The sequence below is a fragment of the Nocardia sp. NPDC024068 genome (assembly GCF_040638875.1).
Classification (GTDB): domain Bacteria; phylum Actinomycetota; class Actinomycetes; order Mycobacteriales; family Mycobacteriaceae; genus Nocardia.
Genome location: NZ_JBEZYU010000016.1, coordinates 84,276 through 105,236 on the forward strand (window position 1 = coordinate 84,276; position 20,961 = coordinate 105,236).

The 20,961-nt window shown below is 67.2% G+C and carries 21 protein-coding genes; 11 read left to right on the forward strand and 10 right to left on the reverse strand.

Features of this window, described 5'->3' with window-relative positions:
* Both AB0F41_RS15900 and AB0F41_RS15905 read right to left on the reverse strand, forming a co-directional pair.
* Window positions 1-528, reverse strand: coding sequence for a DUF3558 family protein (locus tag AB0F41_RS15900; protein ID WP_357424299.1), 528 nt, complete (start codon window positions 526-528; stop codon window positions 1-3).
* 78 nt (window positions 529-606) lie between these two features.
* Window positions 607-1,581 carry an NADPH:quinone oxidoreductase family protein gene (locus AB0F41_RS15905; protein ID WP_357424337.1) on the reverse strand — a complete coding sequence of 325 codons (975 nt, stop codon included), beginning with the start codon at window positions 1,579-1,581 and terminating at the stop codon, window positions 607-609.
* A 247-nt stretch (window positions 1,582-1,828) separates the two neighbouring features.
* Here AB0F41_RS15905 and AB0F41_RS15910 point away from each other — a divergent pair, with 247 nt between their 5' ends.
* Window positions 1,829-2,599: an acyl-ACP thioesterase domain-containing protein gene (locus tag AB0F41_RS15910; protein WP_357424300.1), complete on the forward strand. Its 771-nt coding sequence runs from the start codon at window positions 1,829-1,831 to the stop codon at window positions 2,597-2,599.
* A 103-nt stretch (window positions 2,600-2,702) separates the two neighbouring features.
* Here AB0F41_RS15910 and AB0F41_RS15915 read toward each other — a convergent pair whose 3' ends face one another.
* Window positions 2,703-4,079 carry an MFS transporter gene (locus AB0F41_RS15915; RefSeq protein WP_357424302.1) on the reverse strand — a complete coding sequence of 459 codons (1,377 nt, stop codon included), beginning with the start codon at window positions 4,077-4,079 and terminating at the stop codon, window positions 2,703-2,705.
* 65 nt (window positions 4,080-4,144) lie between these two features.
* Here AB0F41_RS15915 and AB0F41_RS15920 point away from each other — a divergent pair, with 65 nt between their 5' ends.
* The gene (locus AB0F41_RS15920; RefSeq protein WP_357424304.1) at window positions 4,145-4,894 is read left to right on the forward strand and encodes a helix-turn-helix transcriptional regulator; all 750 of its coding nucleotides are present in this window, start codon (window positions 4,145-4,147) and stop codon (window positions 4,892-4,894) included.
* Window positions 4,895-5,057: 163 nt separating this feature from the next.
* Here the strand turns inward: AB0F41_RS15920 and AB0F41_RS15925 are convergent, their stop codons facing one another.
* Complete coding sequence (locus AB0F41_RS15925; RefSeq protein ID WP_357424306.1) at window positions 5,058-6,731, reverse strand: 4Fe-4S binding protein; 1,674 nt, start codon at window positions 6,729-6,731, stop codon at window positions 5,058-5,060.
* Between the two features lie 177 nt (window positions 6,732-6,908).
* On the opposite strand from AB0F41_RS15925, the gene AB0F41_RS15930 reads away from it, so the two are divergent.
* The gene (locus AB0F41_RS15930) at window positions 6,909-7,400 is read left to right on the forward strand and encodes a histidine phosphatase family protein (protein ID WP_357424307.1); all 492 of its coding nucleotides are present in this window, start codon (window positions 6,909-6,911) and stop codon (window positions 7,398-7,400) included.
* Between the two features lie 13 nt (window positions 7,401-7,413).
* Here the strand turns inward: AB0F41_RS15930 and AB0F41_RS15935 are convergent, their stop codons facing one another.
* A complete protein-coding gene (locus AB0F41_RS15935) occupies window positions 7,414-7,614 on the reverse strand; it encodes a hypothetical protein (RefSeq protein WP_357424309.1) in 201 nt (66 codons plus the stop codon).
* A 185-nt stretch (window positions 7,615-7,799) separates the two neighbouring features.
* Here AB0F41_RS15935 and AB0F41_RS15940 point away from each other — a divergent pair, with 185 nt between their 5' ends.
* From AB0F41_RS15940 to AB0F41_RS15955, 4 genes are all read left to right on the forward strand, one after another.
* On the forward strand, window positions 7,800-8,108 hold the full coding sequence (locus AB0F41_RS15940) for a GNAT family N-acetyltransferase (RefSeq protein WP_357424311.1): 309 nt from the start codon (window positions 7,800-7,802) through the stop codon (window positions 8,106-8,108).
* Complete coding sequence (locus AB0F41_RS15945; RefSeq protein ID WP_357424313.1) at window positions 8,101-9,081, forward strand: pirin family protein; 981 nt, start codon at window positions 8,101-8,103, stop codon at window positions 9,079-9,081. The genes AB0F41_RS15940 and AB0F41_RS15945 overlap by 8 nt, the downstream gene beginning before the upstream one ends.
* 194 nt (window positions 9,082-9,275) lie before the next feature.
* Window positions 9,276-9,716, forward strand: coding sequence for a MerR family transcriptional regulator (locus AB0F41_RS15950; RefSeq protein WP_357424315.1), 441 nt, complete (start codon window positions 9,276-9,278; stop codon window positions 9,714-9,716).
* Window positions 9,717-9,732: 16 nt separating this feature from the next.
* Window positions 9,733-10,749, forward strand: a complete 1,017-nt coding sequence (locus AB0F41_RS15955; protein ID WP_357424317.1) for an aldo/keto reductase — start codon at window positions 9,733-9,735, stop codon at window positions 10,747-10,749.
* Here AB0F41_RS15955 and AB0F41_RS15960 read toward each other — a convergent pair.
* Window positions 10,710-11,600 (reverse strand): helix-turn-helix transcriptional regulator, encoded by an 891-nt coding sequence (locus tag AB0F41_RS15960; RefSeq protein WP_357424319.1) that lies wholly within the window; start codon window positions 11,598-11,600, stop codon window positions 10,710-10,712. The two genes, AB0F41_RS15955 and AB0F41_RS15960, sit on opposite strands and share 40 nt — an antisense overlap.
* Window positions 11,601-11,701: 101 nt before the next feature.
* On the opposite strand from AB0F41_RS15960, the gene AB0F41_RS15965 reads away from it, so the two are divergent.
* Window positions 11,702-12,712, forward strand: coding sequence for an aldo/keto reductase (locus tag AB0F41_RS15965; protein WP_357424320.1), 1,011 nt, complete (start codon window positions 11,702-11,704; stop codon window positions 12,710-12,712).
* 18 nt (window positions 12,713-12,730) lie between these two features.
* On the opposite strand, the gene AB0F41_RS15970 is transcribed toward AB0F41_RS15965, so the two are convergent.
* Window positions 12,731-13,171: a VOC family protein gene (locus AB0F41_RS15970; RefSeq protein ID WP_357424322.1), complete on the reverse strand. Its 441-nt coding sequence runs from the start codon at window positions 13,169-13,171 to the stop codon at window positions 12,731-12,733.
* 84 nt (window positions 13,172-13,255) lie between these two features.
* Here AB0F41_RS15970 and AB0F41_RS15975 point away from each other — a divergent pair, with 84 nt between their 5' ends.
* Window positions 13,256-13,717, forward strand: a complete 462-nt coding sequence (locus AB0F41_RS15975; protein ID WP_357424324.1) for a MarR family winged helix-turn-helix transcriptional regulator — start codon at window positions 13,256-13,258, stop codon at window positions 13,715-13,717.
* Window positions 13,718-13,765: 48 nt separating this feature from the next.
* Here AB0F41_RS15975 and cynS read toward each other — a convergent pair whose 3' ends face one another.
* Window positions 13,766-14,215 carry a cyanase gene (gene cynS / locus AB0F41_RS15980; protein ID WP_357424326.1) on the reverse strand — a complete coding sequence of 150 codons (450 nt, stop codon included), beginning with the start codon at window positions 14,213-14,215 and terminating at the stop codon, window positions 13,766-13,768.
* Window positions 14,216-14,464: 249 nt separating this feature from the next.
* On the opposite strand from cynS, the gene AB0F41_RS15985 reads away from it, so the two are divergent.
* Both AB0F41_RS15985 and AB0F41_RS15990 read left to right on the forward strand, forming a co-directional pair.
* Entirely contained in the window at window positions 14,465-15,340 is an 876-nt protein-coding gene (locus tag AB0F41_RS15985; RefSeq protein ID WP_357424328.1) for a formate/nitrite transporter family protein, read from the forward strand.
* A gap of 217 nt (window positions 15,341-15,557) precedes the next feature.
* Window positions 15,558-16,631 carry a Fic family protein gene (locus AB0F41_RS15990; RefSeq protein WP_357424330.1) on the forward strand — a complete coding sequence of 358 codons (1,074 nt, stop codon included), beginning with the start codon at window positions 15,558-15,560 and terminating at the stop codon, window positions 16,629-16,631.
* A gap of 64 nt (window positions 16,632-16,695) precedes the next feature.
* Here AB0F41_RS15990 and AB0F41_RS15995 read toward each other — a convergent pair whose 3' ends face one another.
* Together AB0F41_RS15995 and AB0F41_RS16000 are read right to left on the reverse strand one after the other, a co-directional pair.
* Window positions 16,696-20,649 carry a DNA-directed RNA polymerase subunit beta' gene (locus tag AB0F41_RS15995; protein WP_357424332.1) on the reverse strand — a complete coding sequence of 1,318 codons (3,954 nt, stop codon included), beginning with the start codon at window positions 20,647-20,649 and terminating at the stop codon, window positions 16,696-16,698.
* Between the two features lie 109 nt (window positions 20,650-20,758).
* A partial coding sequence (locus AB0F41_RS16000) for a hypothetical protein (protein WP_357424333.1) occupies window positions 20,759-20,961 on the reverse strand: 203 nt, incomplete at its 5' end.

Consider the following 20,961-nt stretch of genomic DNA (forward strand, 5'->3'; position numbering starts at 1 on the left):
TCACCCCAGCCGCTCGATGGTCAGTTCCGCCAGCGCCCTGCTGCGGTCGCACGGGTTGCCGGAGGTGTCGTATCCGGAGAAGGCGGTGGACCATTCGAAGAAGTCGTCGTCCAGTTGTACCGCGAGGTCGCAGATGCGGCCGCTGGGGTCGAGCGCGGCGAAACCGGTGCGCCCGCCCACGGTGATCGGCTCCGGCGGGCGGCCGTGGGTGGTGACCCAGGCCTTCTCCCGTTCCAGCGGACTGCCCCGGTAGGAGGCGAAAGTAATGGACGAACCGGCGAGCCCACCCGCCTGCCAGTTACAGCCGACAGCGTTCTTGAACGACTGCACGATCTGGCCGAGCCCACCGATATCGCGCACCTCGTCATCGGTGACATGACCGCATTCCCCCACGAACGGACCCAGCGCGGCGACTTTCGGAGCGGGCCCCCGCGGCCCCTCGTCCTCCCCGGAACCTTCGTCGGTACCGCACCCCGTCAGAGCAAACGCGGCGGCTAACCCGAGGACTATCGCCGACCTGATCCGCATGCAGTGCACAATACCGACGAAAGAGCTTGTCCGACGGCGGCGCAGGTCGCCCGTGGGTTCCCCGCGCCGCCCGGCCGGTCAGCGGACGGCGACCACGACCTTGCCCGTGGCGGCACGGTTTTCCAGCGAAGCCACGGCCTGCGCGGCCTGTTCGAGCGGGAACAACGCGGGCTTGGGCGGGGCGATCGCGCCGGAGGCGAACAGCGGTTCCACTTCCGCCCACTGCTCGGCCAGATAGCCGGGGTTGGACAGCATCCATTCGCCCCAGCCGGCGCCGATCACTTCGACGTTCTTCAGCAGCAGCCGGTTCACCTTCACGGTGGGGATATCGCCGCCGGTGAAGCCCACCACGAGTATCCGCCCGGCCCGGGCCAGCGAACGGATGCTGTCGGTGAACCGGTCACCGCCCACCGGGTCGAGCACGATATCGACGCCGCGATTGTCCGTGAGTTCCTTGACCCGGTTCAGCCAGCCGTCGGTGAGCACCACATCGGTGGCGCCGTTGGCCCGGGCGATCTCGGCCTTCTCCTCGGTGCTGACCACCGCGATCACCCGGCCGGCGCCCAGCGCCTTCGCCATCCGCAACGTGGAGGTGCCGATACCGCCGGCGGCCCCGTGCACCAGCACGGTTTCCCCTTCGGCCAGCCGGCCACGGTTACGCAGGCAGAAGTGCACGGTGAGATCGTTGAACAGGATGCCGGCGCCCTCTTCGAACGAGATGTTGTCCGGGAGCGGGAAAACCATCTCGGCGGTGGTGGTGGTCACCTCGGCCATCGCGTTGCCCAGCAGGGTCAGCGCGCAGACCCGGTCACCCGGACGCACGTGCGCGCCCTCGGGCGCCTCCCGCACCACACCGGCGACCTCACCGCCGACGACGAAGGGCATCTCCGGTTTCATCTGGTACAACCCACGGGTCATCAGCACATCGGGAAAGGCGACACCGGCGGCGTGCACGTCGATGACGATGCCACCGGGCAAAGGCTTCGGTTCCGGGATGTCGACGATCTCGATCGCTTCCGGCCCCTCGAGTTTGCTCACCTGAGCTGCGCGCATAGTGCCGACCTCTCTGTTCGTCACCGGCCACGTATAGAGACGCGCCGGGTGATATGTACCAATCAACTGGTCTCCATCAACCTATCGGGGGCGGGCAGCCGAAGTCCATCCCCCGATACCGGCCACCGCTAGCGGAGTGCCCAGCAAACGGATGGCTCCGCGTGGCGCGGTGACACGGGGCCCGTAAAGTCTTCTCACAGGAACACGGAGAAGTACCGCGGCGGTCCGCGCCGCGCGAGGAGCACAGGTGTCACTCGATCAGCCGCTCGCCCCGCTCCCCCAGGAGAGCATGGGGTTCACTTCGGCGTGGCCGGTACGGGCCGGCGACGTGGACCCGTACAACCGCGTGCGGCTGGACGGTATCGCCCGCTATCTCCAGGACATTGCCTGGGAGCACCTCCAGCAATCCATTCTGGAGCAGACCGATCCCCACTGGATCGTGCGGCGCACAGTGATCGACGTGATCCGCCCCGTCCGCTGGCCCGACCAGGTGCATCTGCAACGCTGGTGCTCCAGCATGTCCACCCGCTGGAGCAATATGCGGGTGCGGATCACCAGCGACCGCGGTGGGCTGATCGAAACCGAAGGCTTCTGGATCAAGATCAACGAGGCGAACAATATGCCCGCCCGCATCAGTGACGCGGGCCTCGCCTACCTCGCCCAGACCACCACCGAGCAGCGCCTGCGCTGGCGCCCCTGGCTCACCGACACCACCCCCGCCGAATCCGATATCGACCACCCCTTCCCGCTGCGCGCCACCGATATCGACCAGTACAACCACGTGAACAACGCCTGCTACTGGCAAGCCGTGGAGCAGTATCTGGTCGACTACCCGAAACTGGTCAGCGGCCCCTACCGCGCGGTGATCGAATACGTCGCCCCGGTCCTGGCCCGGCAGCACATCAGCGTCCGCAGCCGATACGAGCCGGGGGGCGGCAACTTCGGACGTCCGTCGCTGCGGCTGTGGTTCGTGGTGGACGGGGAGACGACGACGGTGGTTCGCATCGCACCGCTGTGACGGTATGGGCGGGTAAGCGGGCTTGCCGAGGTGGGGCGACCTGCTCCTGAAGGTGGGGGTGGGCTTGCTGGCCAAGGTGAGACAGCGACCCCACCCGCCAAGGTCACCTGCCCACCTTCGCGGGAGGTTGCCGGGTTTGCGCGACGCCGAGGCAGAGCAGGCCGGCGAGAACGAAGAGGGCTGCTGAACCTGTGAACAGCGCAGTCGAGTGCGAGCTGAAACCAGGTGCTCTCGCAGACCCGGCAACGGCCGCGAAGGTCGCGATGCCGAGCGCTCCGCCGGTCTGCCGGGCGGTGTTGCTTGCACCGGAAGCGAGGCCAGGTGCGTGAGGCGTGGCCCTCAACGCTGCCGCGACGATCGCCGGAGTGAGAACGCCGAGGCCGGTGCCCCAGAGGGTGAGGAAGAGTGCCAGGACGATGCGGCCGGTTCCGGTGTTGGTGAGGCCGGCGGCGATCCCAGCCATCCCGGCTGCGGCGACGAGGAGGCCGAGAGCGGCGGTGCGCCATACGCCGATGCGAGTGGACAGCCGCCCTGCTGGTGCTCCGAGGAGCGGAAGCGGCAGCATCGCAGGGAGCGTCAGGAGACCTGCGGCGAGCGGGTCCAGCTGGTCCACGTCCTGGAAGGCCTGCGTCAACAGGAACAGCCCTCCCAGTGCGCACAGGTTCATCAATCCGGCCACCAGGGACGCCAGCCCGAGCAGGCATCGTGCCTCGCGGGGTACCGGGAGCAGCGGTCGCGGCACCCGCCGCTCGATGACGAGCAAAGCCGCCAGCGCGAAGACGGCAACCCCCGCGAACAGCACCGCCGACGGCGGCGCGGCGGGAGCCTGGATGATCGCGATGACGAAGCAGGTCAGCGCGGCCACGAGCAGCGCAGCGCCCGCCCAGTCCACGTTGCGTGCTGATTGCTGCTGTGGCGTGGACCTCGGCAGCCGGATGACCGGCACGAGTGCGAGCGCGATGACTGGGACGCTCAGCCAGAACACCGCCCGCCATCCGGCGGCCTGGACCAGGAGCCCGCCGATGACGGGGCCTGCCGGGAGGGCGGCCCCGCCGATCGCCGCCCACGCCCCGACGAGCCGATCTCGGGAAGTCCGGTCCGGGCTGTTGCCGACGAGGAGCGCGAGCGTGCCCGGCAGCATCAAGGCCGCGCCGATGCCCTGGACTGCGCGTGCCGCGACGAGCACGACGATGGTCGGTGCCACAGCGCACAGCACGGACGCGCCACCGAAGCCGATGAGGCCGAGCAGGACAACTCTGCGGTGGCCGATGAGGTCGCCGATCGCGCCCGAGGCCAGCAGGAGCGCAGCCAGTGGCACCGAGTAAGCGTCCACCGTCCACGCCGGCCCGTTGCTTTCCGCGTGCAGCTCAGCGCCGATCTGCGGGAGCGCGACGTTGACGACGGTCACGTCGAGCAGGACGAGGAAGTAGCCGCCGCACAGCGCAAGGGTCAGGGGCCATCGGGAGGGATTTGACGCCATGCTCCCGATCCTCGGTCCGGGACGTTTCAGCGGGCGTCGAAGCGTTCCTCTCGTAGCCTCGAGATATGAGCCAGGATCGGACATCACCGGGTGAGCCTGACATCGCCGGTGTTGCCTCCGCCTTCGCTGACCCCAGACGCGCCCGTGTGCTGATGGCGCTGGCCGATGGCCGTGCGCTCCCGGCCGGACGCCTTGCCCAGGAGGCGGGCGTGTCCGCGTCTACGATCAGCAACCACCTGACGGTGCTGCTGAACCACGAACTGGTCGCCGTCGAGCAGCAGGGTCGCCACCGCTATTACCGCCTGGCGACCGACGATGTCGAGGGAGTCCTGGAAGCTCTCGCTCGGCTCGCGCCACGTACGCCGATCACTTCCCTGCGTGCTCACACCCGCGCCCACGCGGTCCGGAGCGCTCGGACCTGCTACCGCCATCTCGCTGGGCAGGCCGGGGTTGACCTGTTCCAGCGGTTCATCGCGGCAGGCTGGATCACTGGAGGCGATGGTCTCCACCACCCGGAGATCACAGGTGACCGGCTCTCCTCATCGGGGAAAGGCGACCAGTACCGGCTCACCGCGGACGGAGCCGAGTCGTTGGTGGCGTTGGGCGTAGCTCCCGGCCGGCTCTCGACCGTGCGACCGCTGCGCTACTGCATCGACTGGACCGAGCAAGCACACCACCTCGCAGGGCCGCTCGGCACAGCGATCACCGACAGACTCTTCGAGCTCGGCTGGATCACACGAAGCCCGGTCCCACGCAGCGTCAACGTCACCGCTGAAGGGGTAGCGAACCTGGCGGCATGGCTGTCACCTCGCTGACATCGACGCCAGATCGCCGGTCGCGCTCCGTCAGCAACGTCCCGGCCGGCAACAGCTGGGCCACCTTCCCCATCGCCGTGAACCCCCACCTCCGCACGCAAAAACACACCGGGGCGGTGCCGAAAACCGGCACCGCCCCAGCCAAAGGTGTGAACTTACCTACTCACGACCCCTTCGCCGCCTGCAGCAGGTCCGCCAGGCTCGTGAACTTCACCCGCGGCCGCCCGGCTTCCTTACCCGCACCACGTTCGGCCTGGTCGATGGCCTTCCAGCCGACGCGGTCGACCAGGTCGGGCTGGCGTTCCCGGACCAGGGCGCGGAGGGCCTCCCGGTCGCCGGTGGGGGCGACCAGTTTGCCCGCGATGAAATCGGAGATCAGGCCTTCGACGGTTTCCTCGGAGTCGACGCGGTTCGATCCGATGACCCCGCGGGGGCCGCGTTTGATCCAGCCACTGACGTAGACGCCGTTCACCGGCGCTCCGTCGGGGCCGATGACCCGGCCGTGTTCGTTGGGCACCACCGCGCGCTTGTCGTCGAACGGCAGGTCCGGGATCGGCCGGCCGCGGTAGCCGATGGACCGCAGGACCAGCGACGCCGGGAGTGTTCCGGTGTCGGTGGTGGGCCGGGCGTTGAGGACGCCGTCCTCCTCGACCAGTTCGTTGCGGGCGTACTCCAGCCCTTCCGCCTTGTCGGTGCCGGTCACCGCGGTCGGAGCGGCCAGGTATCTGAACACGATCCGCTTGTTGCCCTCGGTGGCGGGCCGGGCGGCGAATTCCTCGGCCAGCGTGTACTTCAGCTTCAGCGACGGTTCGGCGTCCGGGTCGTCGAGCAGCGCCTGGGAGGCGGGGTCGAGTTCCAGTTCGGCCGGATCGATGACGATATCGACATCGGACAGATGTGCCAGCGCCAGGAATTCCGGCGAGGTGTAGGCCGCCTGTAGCGGTCCGCGCCGGCCGAGCACGACCACTTCCCGGATATTGCTGCTGCGCAGCGCGGCCAGGGCATGGTCGGCGATATCGGTTTTGGCGAGTTCGTCGGGGTGCACGGTGAGCACCCGGGCGACGTCGAGGGCGACGTTGCCGTTGCCGACGATGATCGCGCGCTCGCCGGAGAGATCGAATACCCGGTCGGCGTAGTCGGGGTGCCCGTTGTACCAGGCCACGAATTCGGTGGCGGAATGGCTGCCGGGCAGATCTTCGCCCGGGACTCCCATCCGGCGATCCGAGGACGCCCCCACCGCGTACAGCACCGCGTGGTGGTGCGCGAGCAGTTCCTCGTGCGTGATGTGTGTGCCGACCTCGACGTTCAGGTAGTACTGGAGGGTGTCGCGGCGGAACGCCGATTCGAACATCCCCGCCACCGTCTTGGTACCCGGATGGTCGGGTGCCACACCCGCGCGCACCAGCCCCCACGGCGTGGGCAGCCGGTCGAACATCTCCACCTGTACGTCGCAGCGCCGGAGCAGTTCGTCGGCCGCGTAGGCGGCCGCCGGTCCGGCGCCGACGATGGCGACCCGCAGGGTGCCCAGCTCCTTGGGCGGACGCACCGGGGTCGAGATCGGGTCCAGATTGGATTCCAGCGGATGCCGTTCGAACCAGGCCGCGTTGATATCCCGGAAGCGGGCCAGCGAGGCCGACAGATCGTCCTCGGAGAAGATGGCCTCCACCGGGCACGCGTCGACACAGGCGCCGCAGTCGATGCAGGTGTCGGGGTCGATGTAGAGCATTTCGGTCGTCGCGAATTCCGGCTGGTCCGGAGTCGGGCGGATGCAGTCGACCGGGCACTCGGAAACGCAGCTGGCGTCGTTACAGCAACGTTGCGTGATTACGTAGGCCATATTTGTACAGATCCTCGAGACTTATATGCGGTCTGGTGCCGTCCGGGTCACGGGTGGCGGGGCGTCACAACTGGGTGTGGACCGGGGTCACCGGCCTTCCACTCTATTGTGATGCCGCTTTCAGTTTGCCTCGAGTGTGTTGTGGATCTCCGAACGGAGGGTGCTTACGGTAGTTCCATGGTGCGGACCCTGATCTTGATGCGGCACGGTAAGTCGGCATACCCGGCCGGTGTCGCCGATCATGAGCGCCCGCTGGCACCGCGTGGACGCCGGGAAGCGGGCCTGGCCGGGGACTGGCTGCGGGCGACCTTACCGCCGGTCGACGAAGTGCGCTGTTCGACCGCCACCCGTACCCGGGAAACACTGGCCGCCACCGGAGTCCAGGCCCCGGCGGTGTTCGAATCCGGTATCTACGAGGCGTCCGCCGAATACCTGATCGAACTGGTGCGACTGACCGATCCCGCGGTGTCGACGCTGCTGGTCATCGGGCATGCACCGGGCATGCCGTGGACCGCGTGGGATCTCGCCGCCACCCACGACAGCGATGCCGCGGTGCGAATCGGCCGCAAATTTCCCACGTCGGCGCTGGCGGTGCTGCGATTCGCCGGCGAGTGGGACGCGGTGGACACCCGTACGGGCGATCTGGTGACCTTCCACGTCCCACGCTGACGGGGCGCGCCGTTCAGCGCAGCAGTTTGCCGCCGAACACCGCCCCGGCGCCGAGCAGCACAAGCAGCAGGAACGCCGCCCAGCCGCCGATCAGCCACCAGACCAGTCCGAACACCACGACGATCGGCGCCACCGCGATCGCGGTGATCACCGGGCTCTCCTTGACCGTCGCCCAGGCCGAACGCGCCCGTACGTGGTCGATTTCCTTCGCCATGGTTCCAGGCTACGTTCCGGCGGCAGGATGTGCTGGCACGCGCGGATTCCACGCTGTCAGGCGGGCTGGACACGGCGGTCGCGGCGGGTGCGACCGGTTCGCTGCCGACTAGGCTGGCGCTCGGCGGACAGGCCGGCGGCCGGGCCGCCCGAGCAGATTTGTCCCGAGGGAGAGGAACTGCGGAGATGACCGAAGCGACCGCGCAGAGCAAGGTGATCCGGAACGCGGACAAGGACCGCTACGAGGTCTGGTACGGCGCCGAGTTGGCCGGGTTCGCCGAGTACAACGAGCAGGGCACGGAAACCGTTTTCACCCATACCGAGATCGATTCCGCTTTCGAGGGCAAGGGCCTGGGCAGCAAACTGGCGAAATTCGCCATCGAGGACACGGTGGACCGGGAGCGCGGAATTCGCCCGCAATGCCCGTTCATCCGGGCCTACCTGGACAAGCACCCCGAATACGCCGGTCATATCGTCGGCGACAGCGGTGAGTGACCTCGACCCCCATCCCGCCGAAACCCACTGCGAACCGGTATCCGGGCCGGGACCGGTCGCGGAACTCCATCCGGCGCGGGAGGTACCGCTGGGCGGAGTCCGGGGAACCTACGTGGAACGCACCCTGCCGCAGCGGGACCTGCCGACCGTCGGCGCCTGGTGCTTCCTGGACTATTTCGGTGCGCCCACGGTCACCACGACCGATGCGCCCCCTGATATCGATCCACATCCGCATATCGGCCTGCAAACCGTCACCTGGCCGTTCGAGGGAATGATCCGGCACCGGGATTCGGTGGGTTCGGATGTCCGGATCGAACCGGGTCAGCTGAACCTGATGACCTCGGGTCGCGGGATCGCCCATTCCGAGTACACCGTGCCCGACGCGCCCGCCGGCCGCGGCCTGCAGCTGTGGATCGCCCTGCCCGGCGGTCACCGCGGAATCGCCCCGCATTTCGAGCAGCATCGCGATCTGCCCGTGTACACCGTGCCCGGGTTGCGGGCCACCGTGCTGCTGGGGTCGCTGGCCGGGGCCACCTCACCCGCGATCGTCTACACCCCGCTGGTGGGCGCCGATATCCGGATGGACCCGGCAACCACCGCCGTCCTGGACACCGATCCGGGGTTCGAGTACGCGGTCCTGGTCGTGGAGGGGACGGTGACGGTGGCCGGGATCGAGCTCGCCCCCGGCCCGCTGCTGTATCTCGGCACCGGCCGTGACCGTTTGGCTCTGTCCAGCACCACCGGCGCCCGCTTCGCGCTGATCGGCGGTGAACCGCTGGCCGAAGAACTGGTGATGTGGTGGAACTTCGTGGCCCGGGATCACACGGAGATCGTCGCGGCCCGCGCGGCCTGGGAGGCGCACGACACCGACCGGTTCGGCGATATCGAGGGCCATACTCCCGAGCAGCGCATACCCGCCCCGCCGCTGCCGGGTCTGCATCTGAAGCCGCGGCGGCGGCGCTCACACAGCTGACCTTCGCTCTCCCACGCCGTGGGAACTCCGGCACCGCCGGACACGGCCGCGAAGCCGGTCACGCGACCCGAGCGTTGCGGAATCGCCGCTTGCCTGGAGTCCACTCCAAGTGGGTAGCGTCGATGACGTTCGACGAGCCGGATAGCCCACCCAGGGCCGGCGGGCGCAACGACACTCGGTGAGGAGACAGAGTCGTGAACGTATCCGGACCGGCCCCGGGCGACCCCACGCGTGATCTCCCCCGCCATCCGATCGGCGCCGCGGCCCGGTACTGCGGGCTGAGCCAGGACACCCTGCGCTGGTACGAGCGGATCGGCCTGCTGTCCCATATCGGCCGCGATCACACCGGTAGACGCCGGTTCAGCGATCGTGATCTGGAATGGCTGATCCTGATCACCCGGTTGCGTACCACCGGGATGTCGGTGGCGGACATGATCCGCTACGCCGAACTGGTCCGAGCCGGTGCGGCGACGATTCCGGAGCGGCTGGCCATGTTCCGGCAGACCCGCGCCGAGGTCCTCGACCGTATCGCCGAACTCCAGCAGACTGTGGGCGTGCTGGACCGCAAGATCGCGACCTATGAGCAGCACATAGCGAACGACCCCGCCCGGGCGCCCGATAATGCCGCATCGTGAAGGGATATCCGCGACCATGACCTCCTCCTCGTCATTGCCGACGACCACGCTGGGAACCGACGGACTACGGGTCGGGCTCCAGGGCCTGGGCTGTATGGGCATGAGCGAGTTCTACGGCCCCACCGACAGCGCGGAGGCCCGCGCGACCCTGGACCACGCGCTCGAACTCGGCGTCACCCTGTTCGATACCGCCGATATCTACGGGTCCGGTGACAACGAGAAATTCCTCAGCGATTTCGTCCGCGCCAACCGCGACGCGATCGTGCTGGCCACCAAATTCGGCATCGTCCGCAAGGCCGACGACCCGGCCTATCGGGGTTTCGACAACTCCCCCGATTACATCCGCCGCGCCGTGGACGCGAGCCTGTACCGGCTCGGTATCGACACCATCGACCTGTACTACATGCATCGCCGGGACCCGGCCGTCCCGCTCGAGGACAGCGTGGGCACCATGGCCGAGCTCGTCCGGCAGGGCAAGGTGCGAGCACTGGGCCTGTCCGAGGTCACCGGGGCCGAGCTGCGGGCGGCGCATGCGATCCACCCGATCGCCGCGGTGCAGTCGGAATGGTCGCTGTTCTCACGCGATGTCGAAAGCACCGCGGTGCCCGCCGCCGCGGAACTGGGTGTCGCCTTCGTGCCGTACTCCCCGCTCGGCCGGGGCTTCCTCACCGGATCCTTCGCCCGGGGCGACGAGTTGAACGATTCCGATTTCCGGCGGAACATGCCCCGGTTCACCGGTGAGAACGCCGATCACAATGCCGCGCTGCTCGCTCCCCTGCGCAGTATCGCCGAGGAGCGCGGCCTGACCCCGGCCCAGATCGCGCTGGCCTGGGTGCACTCCCGGGCCCGGGCCCACGAGCTGCCGGTGATCCCGATCCCGGGCACCCGGCGTCGCACCAGGCTCGACGAGAACGTCGCCGCGGCCACCACGGAACTCACCGAAGCCGAACTCGCCCGGCTGGACCCGATCGCGGGGCAGGTGGCGGGCACGCGCTATCCCGATATGTCCTTCACCTCGGCGGGCCGGGAGTAGGACGCGCCCACGGACGGGTCGAGTCGCTGGGTACCGATGACGCGCAGGAGTTCCATCTTCTCGGCGGCGTCGGTACCCGGCAGCGGCCAGTAGATCAGCAGCCGCTGCGAAGCGTTCGGAGTGAGCAGGGTTTCGCAGTAGATATCGATCGGGCCGACCTCGGGATGTACGGCGGTCTTGGTATCGGAGAGCCGTACCGCGACCTCGTGCTCATTCCACAGCCGCTCGAATTCCGGACTCGCCGTCCGCAGCGCGGCGACGAATTCGATGACGTCGGCGTCCTTGGACCGCCGCGCGGCGGTCGCGCGCAGATCCGCCACCAGACGGCGGGAGAGCCGGTCCACATCGCCGGCCGGAGCGATATCGCGACCGTCCGGCTCGACGAACCAGCGCCAGCCGTGGAACCGCTCCCATCCGCGCCGGCCGGACACATCGCCGAACAACAGCACATGCATCGGGTTCTGCACGAGCAATTCGCCCAGGTCGGTGATGACCGCGGCGGGTGTGTCGTCCAGTTTGGCCAGCACATGCATCGACCCCGGGCCGACGTGCGTGTCCGCGCCGCCGCCGACCGGCGGGGAATGGTCGCACAGCAGATACAGATGGTCGCGTTCGTCGGCGGTGAACCGCAGGGCCCGGGACAGCGACGCGAGTACCTGGATGGACGGCCGCGGCCCCCGGGCCTGCTCCAACCGCGTGTAGTAGTCGGTGGAGATCCCGGCCAGCTGGGCGACTTCGTCGCGACGCAGTCCCGGGGTCCGGCGGCGGGTACCCGGCGGCAGTCCCACCGCTTCGGTGGTCAACTGCTCGCGCCTGCGACGGAGGAAATCGGCGACTTCGCGGCGATCCATATCTCCACTGTCCCGCACCCGCCCGCCGTCAGCCAGGGACCGGCGCTCCCCCGATAAAGCGTCTCTGCCACGCGGGCGCGCGCCCGGCCACTGTGGACGTCATGACGAATACACAGATGCAGACCTCACGACTGGGCAGCACCGGCCCCACCGTCGGCCGGGTCGGCCTCGGCGGTATGAGCATGTCGGGCTCCTACGGGCCCGCGGACGAATCCGAATCGATCGCCACCGTGCACGCGGCGCTCGATGCCGGTACCCGGCTGATCGATACCGGCGACTTCTACGGGATGGGTCACAACGAGTTGCTCATCGGCCGGGCCCTCGCCGATCGTCCACGCGAGGACACCGTGCTGAGCGTGAAGTTCGGCGGCATGATCGGACCGGACGGCGCCTGGCAGGGCTTCGACAGCCGCCCGGCGGCGCTGCGTAATTTCCTGAGTTACAGCCTGCGGCGGCTGGGAGTCGATTACGTCGATATCTATCGACCGGCGCGTTTGGATCCCACCGTGCCCATCGAGGATACGGTCGGCGCCATCGCGGAATTGATCGAAGCGGGCTACGTGCGCCATATCGGCCTGTCCGAGGTCGGCGCCGAAACGCTGCGCCGGGCCGCCGCCGTCCACCCGATCGCCGACCTCCAGATCGAATATTCGCTGATCTCGCGGGGAATCGAAGCCGAGATCCTGCCCGTGTGCCGCGAACTGGGAATCGGGATCACCGCCTACGGTGTGCTGTCGCGGGGGCTGCTCAGCGATTCGATGCGCGGACACGCCGGATTCCGCCCGGGCGATTACCGGGCCCACGCCCCGCGCTTCCAGGGCGAGAATCTCGCCGCGAACCTGAAACTGGCCGATACCTTGGCCGGTCTCGCCGAACAGAAGGGCTGCTCCACCGCCCAGCTGGCCATCGCCTGGGTACTCGGCCGCGGCGCGGACATCGTGCCGCTGATCGGCGCACGCACCCGGACCCGCTGGGCGGAGTCGCTCGGTGCGCTCACGGTCTCGCTCACGGCGGCGGAAGTCGCCGAGATCGAAGCCGCGGTTCCGGCCGACGCGGCCGCGGGCACCCGGTACGAAGCGGGTCAGATGGCCGCGCTCGACAGCGAACGCTGAGCCCGATGCCCGCGCGGGTCATCGAGAAGTCGTGGGTCGATTCGGCGACGGTGGCGGGGCCGCGGTGAAGAATTCGTAGCTGTGCCCTTCCGGCGAGAGCACGTACACCCCGCGACCCCCGCCGAGCCGATCGACCCGGCGATCCCACCCACCCGCCGGGCCCGAGCCGAACGCGATATCGGGCCGGCCGGCGAGCCGGTTCAGCACGCCGTCGAATACGGCGTCATCGACCAGGAAGCCGTAGTGCCCGGGTTCGGCACGCCCCCGATCGTCGAAATCGAAGGTGAGATCGGCATTGACCCGCACCGGCACGAAGGGGCCGGTCTGCGAACCGACGGCCAGTCCCAGCAATTGAGCGAAGAACGCGGCCCCGGCGTCCTTGTCGGACACGGGCACGATCGTGTGATTCAGCACGATGCGCGCGGGCTCCGCCATTGCCCCGGCACTCGATTCGACCATGACAGCTACTCCTCAGCTATATGCGTTTCACACAAATTATATATGCGAGTAGCATGCAAAAATGCGAAGAGTTAGATTGGGGACATGAGCGGCAGCTCCACCCCCACGGACGGCGGGCCCGCCCTGTTCCGCCTGGTCCGGTTCTGGTCCCGGCGCTGGATACAGCGCGGCGCGCAGGATCGGCAGCCGGATCTGCGCCACGCACAGCACGTTCAGGTGGTCGAAGCGGTGGCCGGAGCCGCCGACTCACCCGGCGAAGCCACCATCACCGCCGTCGCACATCAGCTCGGGCTCGATCATTCCGGCGCCAGCCGGATGGTCCGCGACGCCACCGCGGCCGGATATCTCTCGCGACACGGGTCCGATCTCGATCGCAGGCGCACCGCGTTGCACCTCACCCCCGCCGGGCACCGGCTGCTGGCCGACGCGCACGACTGGCAACGCCGGGTCTTCGACCGGCTGACCGAGAACTGGCCGGCCGCCGACCGGCGCCGCTTCGCCGGATATCTGCAACGCCTGGCCGATGATCTCCCCCACCACGACTGATCGCCCCTACGTCTGCCGGGCAGGCCGGGCGGACGTAGCGGCGGGGGCTCACCAGCGGTAGTCGAGGAATTTCCCGTCGAAGGTGATGACGACCCGGTCGCCGTCCGGATCGGGCCGGCGGGCGAAATCGACCTTGAAATTGATGGCGCTCATGATCCCGTCGCCGAACTCCTCGTGGATCAGCTCCTTGAGCGCAGGACCATACACCGAGATCGCTTCCACGAAACGGTAGATGGTGGGATCGCTCATCAGGGCGGGATCGGCACCGCGCGCCGGCTGCAGCGCCAGGGCCTCGGCCACCGCTGCGTCCAACCCGAGCACACCGCACGCCTTATCTGCCTGTTCCGGGGTCATCGGATGCTGACCGAGCAACGCGGCCGTGGTCCACACCAGCGGAGCCCCGAGCGCATCGGCGATCTCGGCCCACGACAGACCCTTGCGGATACGTGCCGCCACCACGAGATCGGCGGCCGCGCTCTTGCTCATGATCGGTTCCATACCTGACTCCTAGCATCGAGAACACCGAAAGCCTGCCATCACCGGACCCCGGGAGCCGCATCCGTATTCCACTGTTTACATCCTCGATACGGATGTTGCGGACCCCCGCTCACCAGGCCAGGGCCGATGAGTGACGGGCCCCGGCGAAGACGGTGAGGGTCCGGTAACGCAGGCGCGCTCGACCGGATACGGCCGGGAAATCTCGCCGTCGCACACTTCGCCCAGAGCACATCGAGCGAAGGACGTGTCATGTCGTACCTCAAACCGGCGGATTTCGTCGGCAAAATGATCGACGCCGGCGAAGAGAAGGCATTCATGTCCACCCGGGACACGGTGATCCGCGCCTTCATGGCGGGCGCGATCCTGGCGCTGGCCGCCGCGTTCGCGGTCACCATCACCGTGCAGACCGGCGAACCGCTGCTCGGCGCGGTGCTGTTCCCGGTCGGCTTCTGCCTGCTCTACCTCTTGGGCTTCGACCTACTCACCGGCGTTTTCACGCTCGTCCCGCTGGCCTGGCTGGACAAGCGGCCGGGCGTCAATTGGCGCGCGGTACTGCGGAACTGGGGGCTGGTTTTCGTTGGCAATTTCGCCGGTGCGTTCACCGTCGCGGTGATGATGGCGATCATCGTGACCATGGGTTTCTCGATGGACCCCAACGAGGTCGGGCAGAAACTCGGTGAGATCGGTGTCTCGCGGACGGTCGGCTACGCCGATCACGGTGCGTCCGGCATGCTCACCCTGTTCATCCGCGGTGTGTTGTGCAACTGGATGGTGTCCACCGGGGTGGTGGCAGCGATGATGTCGACATCGGTGTCGGGCAAGGTCATCGCCATGTGGATGCCGATCATGCTGTTCTTCTACATGGGTTTCGAACATTCGATCGTCAATATGTTCCTGTTCCCGTCGGGGCTGTTGCTCGGCGGTGACTTCTCCATCGGCGACTATCTGATCTGGAACGAAATCCCCACCGTCATCGGGAACCTGGTCGGCGGGCTCGCCTTCGTCGGGCTGACGCTCTACGCGACCCACGCCCGTACCGCCACGCCGCGGCCCCGGCCCGCCGCCGAGCCCGATACCGACGACGCGGACGACCAGGTCCCGGCCGATACCGCCGCCCGCGCCTGATCCGACTACGGCCGCCCCGCTCGACGGCTTCACCATCGGGAACACCCGATCACCATATACTCACTTATCGCCTAAATGAGTATAAGATCCCGGCGTGGATTCAGTTGCGCCTTGGCCGCCAGTCGCGTGGGAAGAACGGAGCTGGATTCCGACCATCCCGCCCGATCTGGTGTCACGCCGGGTCCGTGAACGTCATCGCGGGCCCTATACCTCTGCGGTGCTCGTTCCGATCGCCGCGCAGGCCTTGCAGCTCCCCGGCGCCGCTCTCGCTGCGGCCGACGACGCCTCGATCGAAATCGCCCGCTTCGATGCCGAGACCGGCTCGCGGTTGGCACCATTCGCGGCAATTCTGCTGCGGTCGGAATCGACCTCGTCCTCCCGGATCGAGAATCTCACCTCGGGAGCCAAGGCGATCGCCCTCGCCGAACTGGGCGCGACCGACCAACGCAATGCGGTCGAGATCGTCGGCAACGTCCACGCGATGCAGACGGCAATAGACCTCGATGGACATCTCGACGAAAGCCTGGTCCTCGGTATGCACGCGGCACTGATGGACGGGCACCACACCGGACCGGGCGGGCAATGGCGGACCGAGCAGGTCTGGATCGGCGGAGACAGCTTCGGACCGCACGGAGCGACGTTCGTTCCCCCGCACCATGACCGTGTGCCCGCTGCGATGGCCGACCTGATGGAGTTCATCCGCCGTGACGACATCCCAGTGCTTACGCACGCAGCCATCGCGCACGCGCAATTCGAAACGATTCATCCGTTTCCCGATGGAAACGGACGTACGGGCAGAGCACTCATCCACTCGATACTGCGGGCACGGCAACTCACCCCGCACGTCACAGTTCCCATCGCAGCGGGACTGCTCACCGATGTCGAGACCTACTTCTCGGCATTGACTGCATTTCGGGCCGGCGACCCGGCACCGATCGTGGTCGCAATGGCCGAAGCATCGTTCTCGGCGATCGCGAATGCCCGCCTTCTCCTGACAGAGATCACCGAAATCCGCCAGGGCTGGGACTCGCTGATCACGGCCAGGGCCGAGGCGATGGTGTGGCGAGTTGCCGATCTGGCACTACGAATCCCGGTATTCGACGCGGCGACCGTAGCGCGTGAACTCGTGACCACGCCATCGAATGCGGCGCGCGCCATCAGACCACTCACCGAATCCGGAATCCTGACCGAATTCACCGGTATGCGCCGCAATCGGATGTGGCAGGCTCGCGAGATCCTGAATGCACTCGATGATTTCGCCGCCCGTGCCGGGCGGCGAAATCTGGGCTGAATCCCGGAAAAACTTCGGCCCCGCTCCGAGAGGAGCGGGGCCGAAGTTGCACTGCGGTTACCGATTACCGGTAATCGCTGAATCCGTAATCGTCCAGCGGTACCGCGGCACCGGTGGTGGTGCCGAAGCCCTCCGGGCTGTAGTAGGTGTCGTCGTAGGACGGCACCGCGTACGCCGCGGCACGGGCCTCTTCGGTCGGCTGAACCTGGATGTTGCGGTACCGGTTGATACCGGTACCGGCCGGGATCAGCTTACCGATGATCACGTTCTCCTTGAGACCGATGAGCCTATCGGAGCGGCAGTTGATCGCCGCGTCCGTCAGGACTCGGGTGGTCTCCTGGAAGGACGCCGCCGACAGCCACGAATCGGTGGCCAGCGACGCCTTGGTGATACCCATCAGCACCGGACGACCCGCCGCGGGTTCGTTGCCCTCGGCGACGACACGACGGTTGGACGCCTCGAACTCGGAACGCTCGGTGAGCGAACCGGGCAGGAACTCGGTGGCGCCCGAGTCGATGATCGTCACCCGGCGCAGCATCTGGCGGACGATGACCTCGATGTGCTTGTCGTGGATCGACACACCCTGCGAGCGGTAGACCTCCTGGACCTCGTGGACCAGGTGGATCTGCACCTGCCGGGGGCCCATCACGCGCAGCACCTCGTGCGGATCCGCCGCGCCTTCCAGCAACTGCTGGCCGACCTCGACGTGATCGCCGTCGGCGAGCAGACGCTCGGAACCGTCGTCGTGCTTGAAGACACGCAGACGCTGACGCTTGGACAGCTTGTCGTAGACCACTTCGTCGCCACCGTCATCAGGAATGATGGTGATCTTGTAGAAGCGGTCGTCGTCCTCCAGCCGAATCCGGCCCGACACCTCGGCGATGGGCGCCTTGCCCTTGGGCACACGCGCCTCGAACAGCTCCTGCACACGCGGCAGACCACCGGTGATGTCATCACCCGCGACACCACCCTGGTGGAAGGTACGCATGGTCAGCTGGGTACCGGGCTCACCGATGGACTGGGCGGCGACGATACCGACGGCCTCGCCGATGTCGACCAGCTTGCCGGTCGCCATGGACCGGCCGTAGCAGACCGCGCAGACTCCGGTACCGGTGCCGCAGGTCAGCACGGAGCGGACCTTGACCTCGGTGATACCGGCTTCCAGCAGCGCCTCGATGGCCGGATCGCCGAGATCGGCGCCCTTGCCGACCACCACGTTGCCGCTGGTGTCCAGCGCGTCGGAGGCCAGGGTCCGGGCGTAGCAGGAGGTCTCCACGTGCGCGTCGCGGATGAGGGTGCCGTCCGGCTGCTTCTCCGCGATATGCACCAGGATGCCGCGTTCGGTACCGCAGTCGGTCTCACGCACGATGACATCCTGCGAGACATCCACCAGACGCCGGGTCAGGTAACCCGAGTCGGCGGTACGCAGTGCGGTATCGGCCAGACCCTTACGCGCACCGTGGGTGTTGATGAAGTACTCCAGCACCGTCAGGCCCTCACGGAAGGAGGACTTGATCGGCCGCGGGATGAACTCACCCTTCGGGTTCGTCACCAGGCCCTTCATACCGGCGAGGGTACGGGTCTGGGTGAAGTTACCCGTGGCGCCCGAATCGACGATCGTGATGATCGGGTTATCGGCCGGGTAGTGCGCCCGCAGCGCGCGGCCGACCTCTTCGGTGGCCTCCTGCCAGATCTTCACCAGGGCGTTGTTGCGCTCCTGGTGATCGAGAGCACCACGCTGGTACTTCTTCTCGATCTGATCGGACTGCGCCTCGTAGCGCTCCATGATCTCGGCCTTCTCCGGCGGAACGAGCACGTCCGACATGGAGACGGTGACACCCGAACGCGTGGCCCAGTAGAAGCCGGCGTCCTTGAGCTTGTCGACGGTCTGCGCGACCACGATCATCGGGTAGCGCTCGGCGAGATCGTTGATGATCGTCGCCTGCCGCTTCTTCGGCATCGGCTCGTTGATGAACGCGTAGTCCGCGGGCAGCAGTTCGTTGAACAGCACCCGGCCCAGAGTGGTCTGGGTGGTCCACGCGTCCCCGCGACGCCAGCCGTCCGGGAACAGCTCGGCCTCGACGTCCTTGGGCGGACGCTGGTCGGTCAGCCGCACCTTGATATTGGACCGCACGGTCAGCTCACCACGGTCGACCGCCATCTGGGCCTCGGCAGGCGAGGAGTACACACCCTGCTCCGGACCGTCGGCGGTGGACGGCTGGTACTCGCCCTTGGCGCCCTCGTCGAACCGGGTCAGGTAGTACAGACCCGTCACCATGTCCAGACGCGGCATGGCCAGCGGGCGACCCGACGCCGGGGACAGGATGTTGTTCGAGGACAGCATCAGGATGCGGGCCTCGGCCTGCGCCTCCGCCGACAGCGGCAGGTGCACGGCCATCTGGTCACCGTCGAAGTCGGCGTTGAACGCCTCGCAGACCAGCGGGTGCAGCTGGATGGCCTTACCTTCCACCAGCTGCGGCTCGAAGGCCTGGATACCGAGGCGGTGCAGGGTCGGCGCACGGTTCAGCAGCACCGGGTGCTCGGCGATGACCTCTTCGAGGACATCCCACACCTGCGGCCGCTGCCGCTCCACCATCCGCTTGGCGGATTTGATGTTCTGCGCGTGATTCAGATCGACCAGCCGCTTCATCACGAACGGCTTGAACAGCTCCAGCGCCATCAGCTTGGGCAGACCGCACTGATGCAGCTTGAGCTGCGGGCCGACGACGATAACCGAACGACCGGAGTAGTCGACGCGCTTACCGAGCAGGTTCTGCCGGAAACGACCCTGCTTACCCTTGAGCAGATCGCTCAGGGACTTCAGCGGGCGGTTACCCGGGCCGGTGACCGGCCGGCCGCGGCGGCCGTTGTCGAACAGCGCGTCCACGGACTCCTGCAGCATCCGCTTCTCGTTGTTGACGATGATCTCGGGGGCACCGAGGTCGATCAGTCGCTTGAGGCGGTTGTTGCGGTTGATGACACGGCGGTACAGATCGTTCAGGTCGGAGGTGGCGAAACGGCCACCGTCGAGCTGGACCATCGGCCGCAGTTCCGGCGGGATCACCGGAACGGCGTCGAGCACCATGCCCATCGGCGAGTTGCCGTTGGTCTGGAACGCCGCGACGACCTTGAGCCGCTTGAGTGCCCGCAGCTTCTTCTGGCCTTTACCGCTGCGGATGGTCTCCCGCAGGTTCTCGGCCTCGGCCGCGATATCGAAGTTCTCCATCAGCTTCTGGATGGATTCCGCACCCATCGCGCCGGTGAAGTACTCGCCGTAGCGGTCGGTGATCTCGCGGTAGAGGAGCTCGTCCACGATCAGCTGCTTGGGAGCGAGCTTGGTGAAGGTGGTCCAGATCTCGTCGAGCCGGTCCAGCTCACGCTGGGCCCGGTCGCGGAGCTGCTTCATCTCCCGCTCGCCGCCGTCCTTGACCTTGCGGCGGACGTCGGATTTGGCGCCTTCGGCCTCGAGCTCGGCCAGATCGGCCTCGAGCTTCTGCGCCCGGGCCTCCAGGTCGGCGTCACGCTGGTCGGCGACGGTCTTCTTCTCGACCTCCATCTCCGCCTCGAGCGTGGACAGCTCGTTGTGCCGCATCTCGTCGTCGACGGCGGTGATGACGTAGGCGGCGAAGTAGATGATCTTTTCCAGATCCTTCGGCGCCAGGTCGAGCAGGTAGCCCAAACGGCTCGGGACGCCCTTGAAGTACCAGATGTGGGTGACCGGGGCGGCCAGCTCGATATGGCCCATCCGCTCACGGCGCACCTTGGCGCGGGTCACCTCGACGCCACAGCGCTCACAGATGATGCCCTTGAAGCGGACACGCTTGTACTTACCGCAGTAGCACTCCCAGTCCCGGGTGGGACCGAAGATCTTCTCGCAGAACAGGCCGTCCTTCTCCGGCTTGAGCGTGCGGTAGTTGATGGTCTCCGGCTTCTTCACCTCGCCGAAGGACCAGTTACGGATGTCTTCGGCGGTGGCCAGGCCGATCCGGAGTTCATCGAAGAAGTTGACGTCTAGCACGTAACTTCCTTTCCCCTGTGCGGGTCGCTTACGAGCAAAAGTTCTCTAATGGTTCGAACGCGATACCCGGGTGCCGAGCCGAATCCGTACTCGGCACCCGGATAACGCCCTAGTTCGCCAGATCGTCGACGGTGGCCGCTTCGTTCCGGGACAGGTTGATGCCCAGATTGGCCGCCGCGCGCTCCAGATCCTCGTCGTCGCCGTCACGCATCTCGATGGCAGCGCCGTCGGAGGACAGCACCTCCACGTTGAGGCACAACGACTGGAGTTCCTTGAGCAGAACCTTGAACGATTCCGGGATGCCCGGTTCCG

Bases quoted from the DNA above. Each gene is read 5' to 3' on its own strand.
- AB0F41_RS15900 (WP_357424299.1), bottom strand. From the start codon at position 528: ATGCGGATCAGGTCGGCGATAGTCCTCGGGTTAGCCGCCGCGTTTGCT.
- AB0F41_RS15905 (WP_357424337.1), bottom strand. From the start codon at position 1,581: ATGCGCGCAGCTCAGGTGAGCAAACTCGAGGGGCCGGAAGCGATCGAG.
- AB0F41_RS15915 (WP_357424302.1), bottom strand. From the start codon at position 4,079: ATGGCGTCAAATCCCTCCCGATGGCCCCTGACCCTTGCGCTGTGCGGC.
- AB0F41_RS15920 (WP_357424304.1), top strand. From the start codon at position 4,145: ATGAGCCAGGATCGGACATCACCGGGTGAGCCTGACATCGCCGGTGTT.
- AB0F41_RS15925 (WP_357424306.1), bottom strand. From the start codon at position 6,731: ATGGCCTACGTAATCACGCAACGTTGCTGTAACGACGCCAGCTGCGTT.
- AB0F41_RS15930 (WP_357424307.1), top strand. From the start codon at position 6,909: ATGGTGCGGACCCTGATCTTGATGCGGCACGGTAAGTCGGCATACCCG.
- AB0F41_RS15935 (WP_357424309.1), bottom strand. From the start codon at position 7,614: ATGGCGAAGGAAATCGACCACGTACGGGCGCGTTCGGCCTGGGCGACG.
- AB0F41_RS15940 (WP_357424311.1), top strand. From the start codon at position 7,800: ATGACCGAAGCGACCGCGCAGAGCAAGGTGATCCGGAACGCGGACAAG.
- AB0F41_RS15955 (WP_357424317.1), top strand. From the start codon at position 9,733: ATGACCTCCTCCTCGTCATTGCCGACGACCACGCTGGGAACCGACGGA.
- AB0F41_RS15960 (WP_357424319.1), bottom strand. From the start codon at position 11,600: ATGGATCGCCGCGAAGTCGCCGATTTCCTCCGTCGCAGGCGCGAGCAG.
- AB0F41_RS15965 (WP_357424320.1), top strand. From the start codon at position 11,702: ATGACGAATACACAGATGCAGACCTCACGACTGGGCAGCACCGGCCCC.
- AB0F41_RS15970 (WP_357424322.1), bottom strand. From the start codon at position 13,171: ATGGTCGAATCGAGTGCCGGGGCAATGGCGGAGCCCGCGCGCATCGTG.
- AB0F41_RS15975 (WP_357424324.1), top strand. From the start codon at position 13,256: ATGAGCGGCAGCTCCACCCCCACGGACGGCGGGCCCGCCCTGTTCCGC.
- cynS (WP_357424326.1), bottom strand. From the start codon at position 14,215: ATGGAACCGATCATGAGCAAGAGCGCGGCCGCCGATCTCGTGGTGGCG.
- AB0F41_RS15985 (WP_357424328.1), top strand. From the start codon at position 14,465: ATGTCGTACCTCAAACCGGCGGATTTCGTCGGCAAAATGATCGACGCC.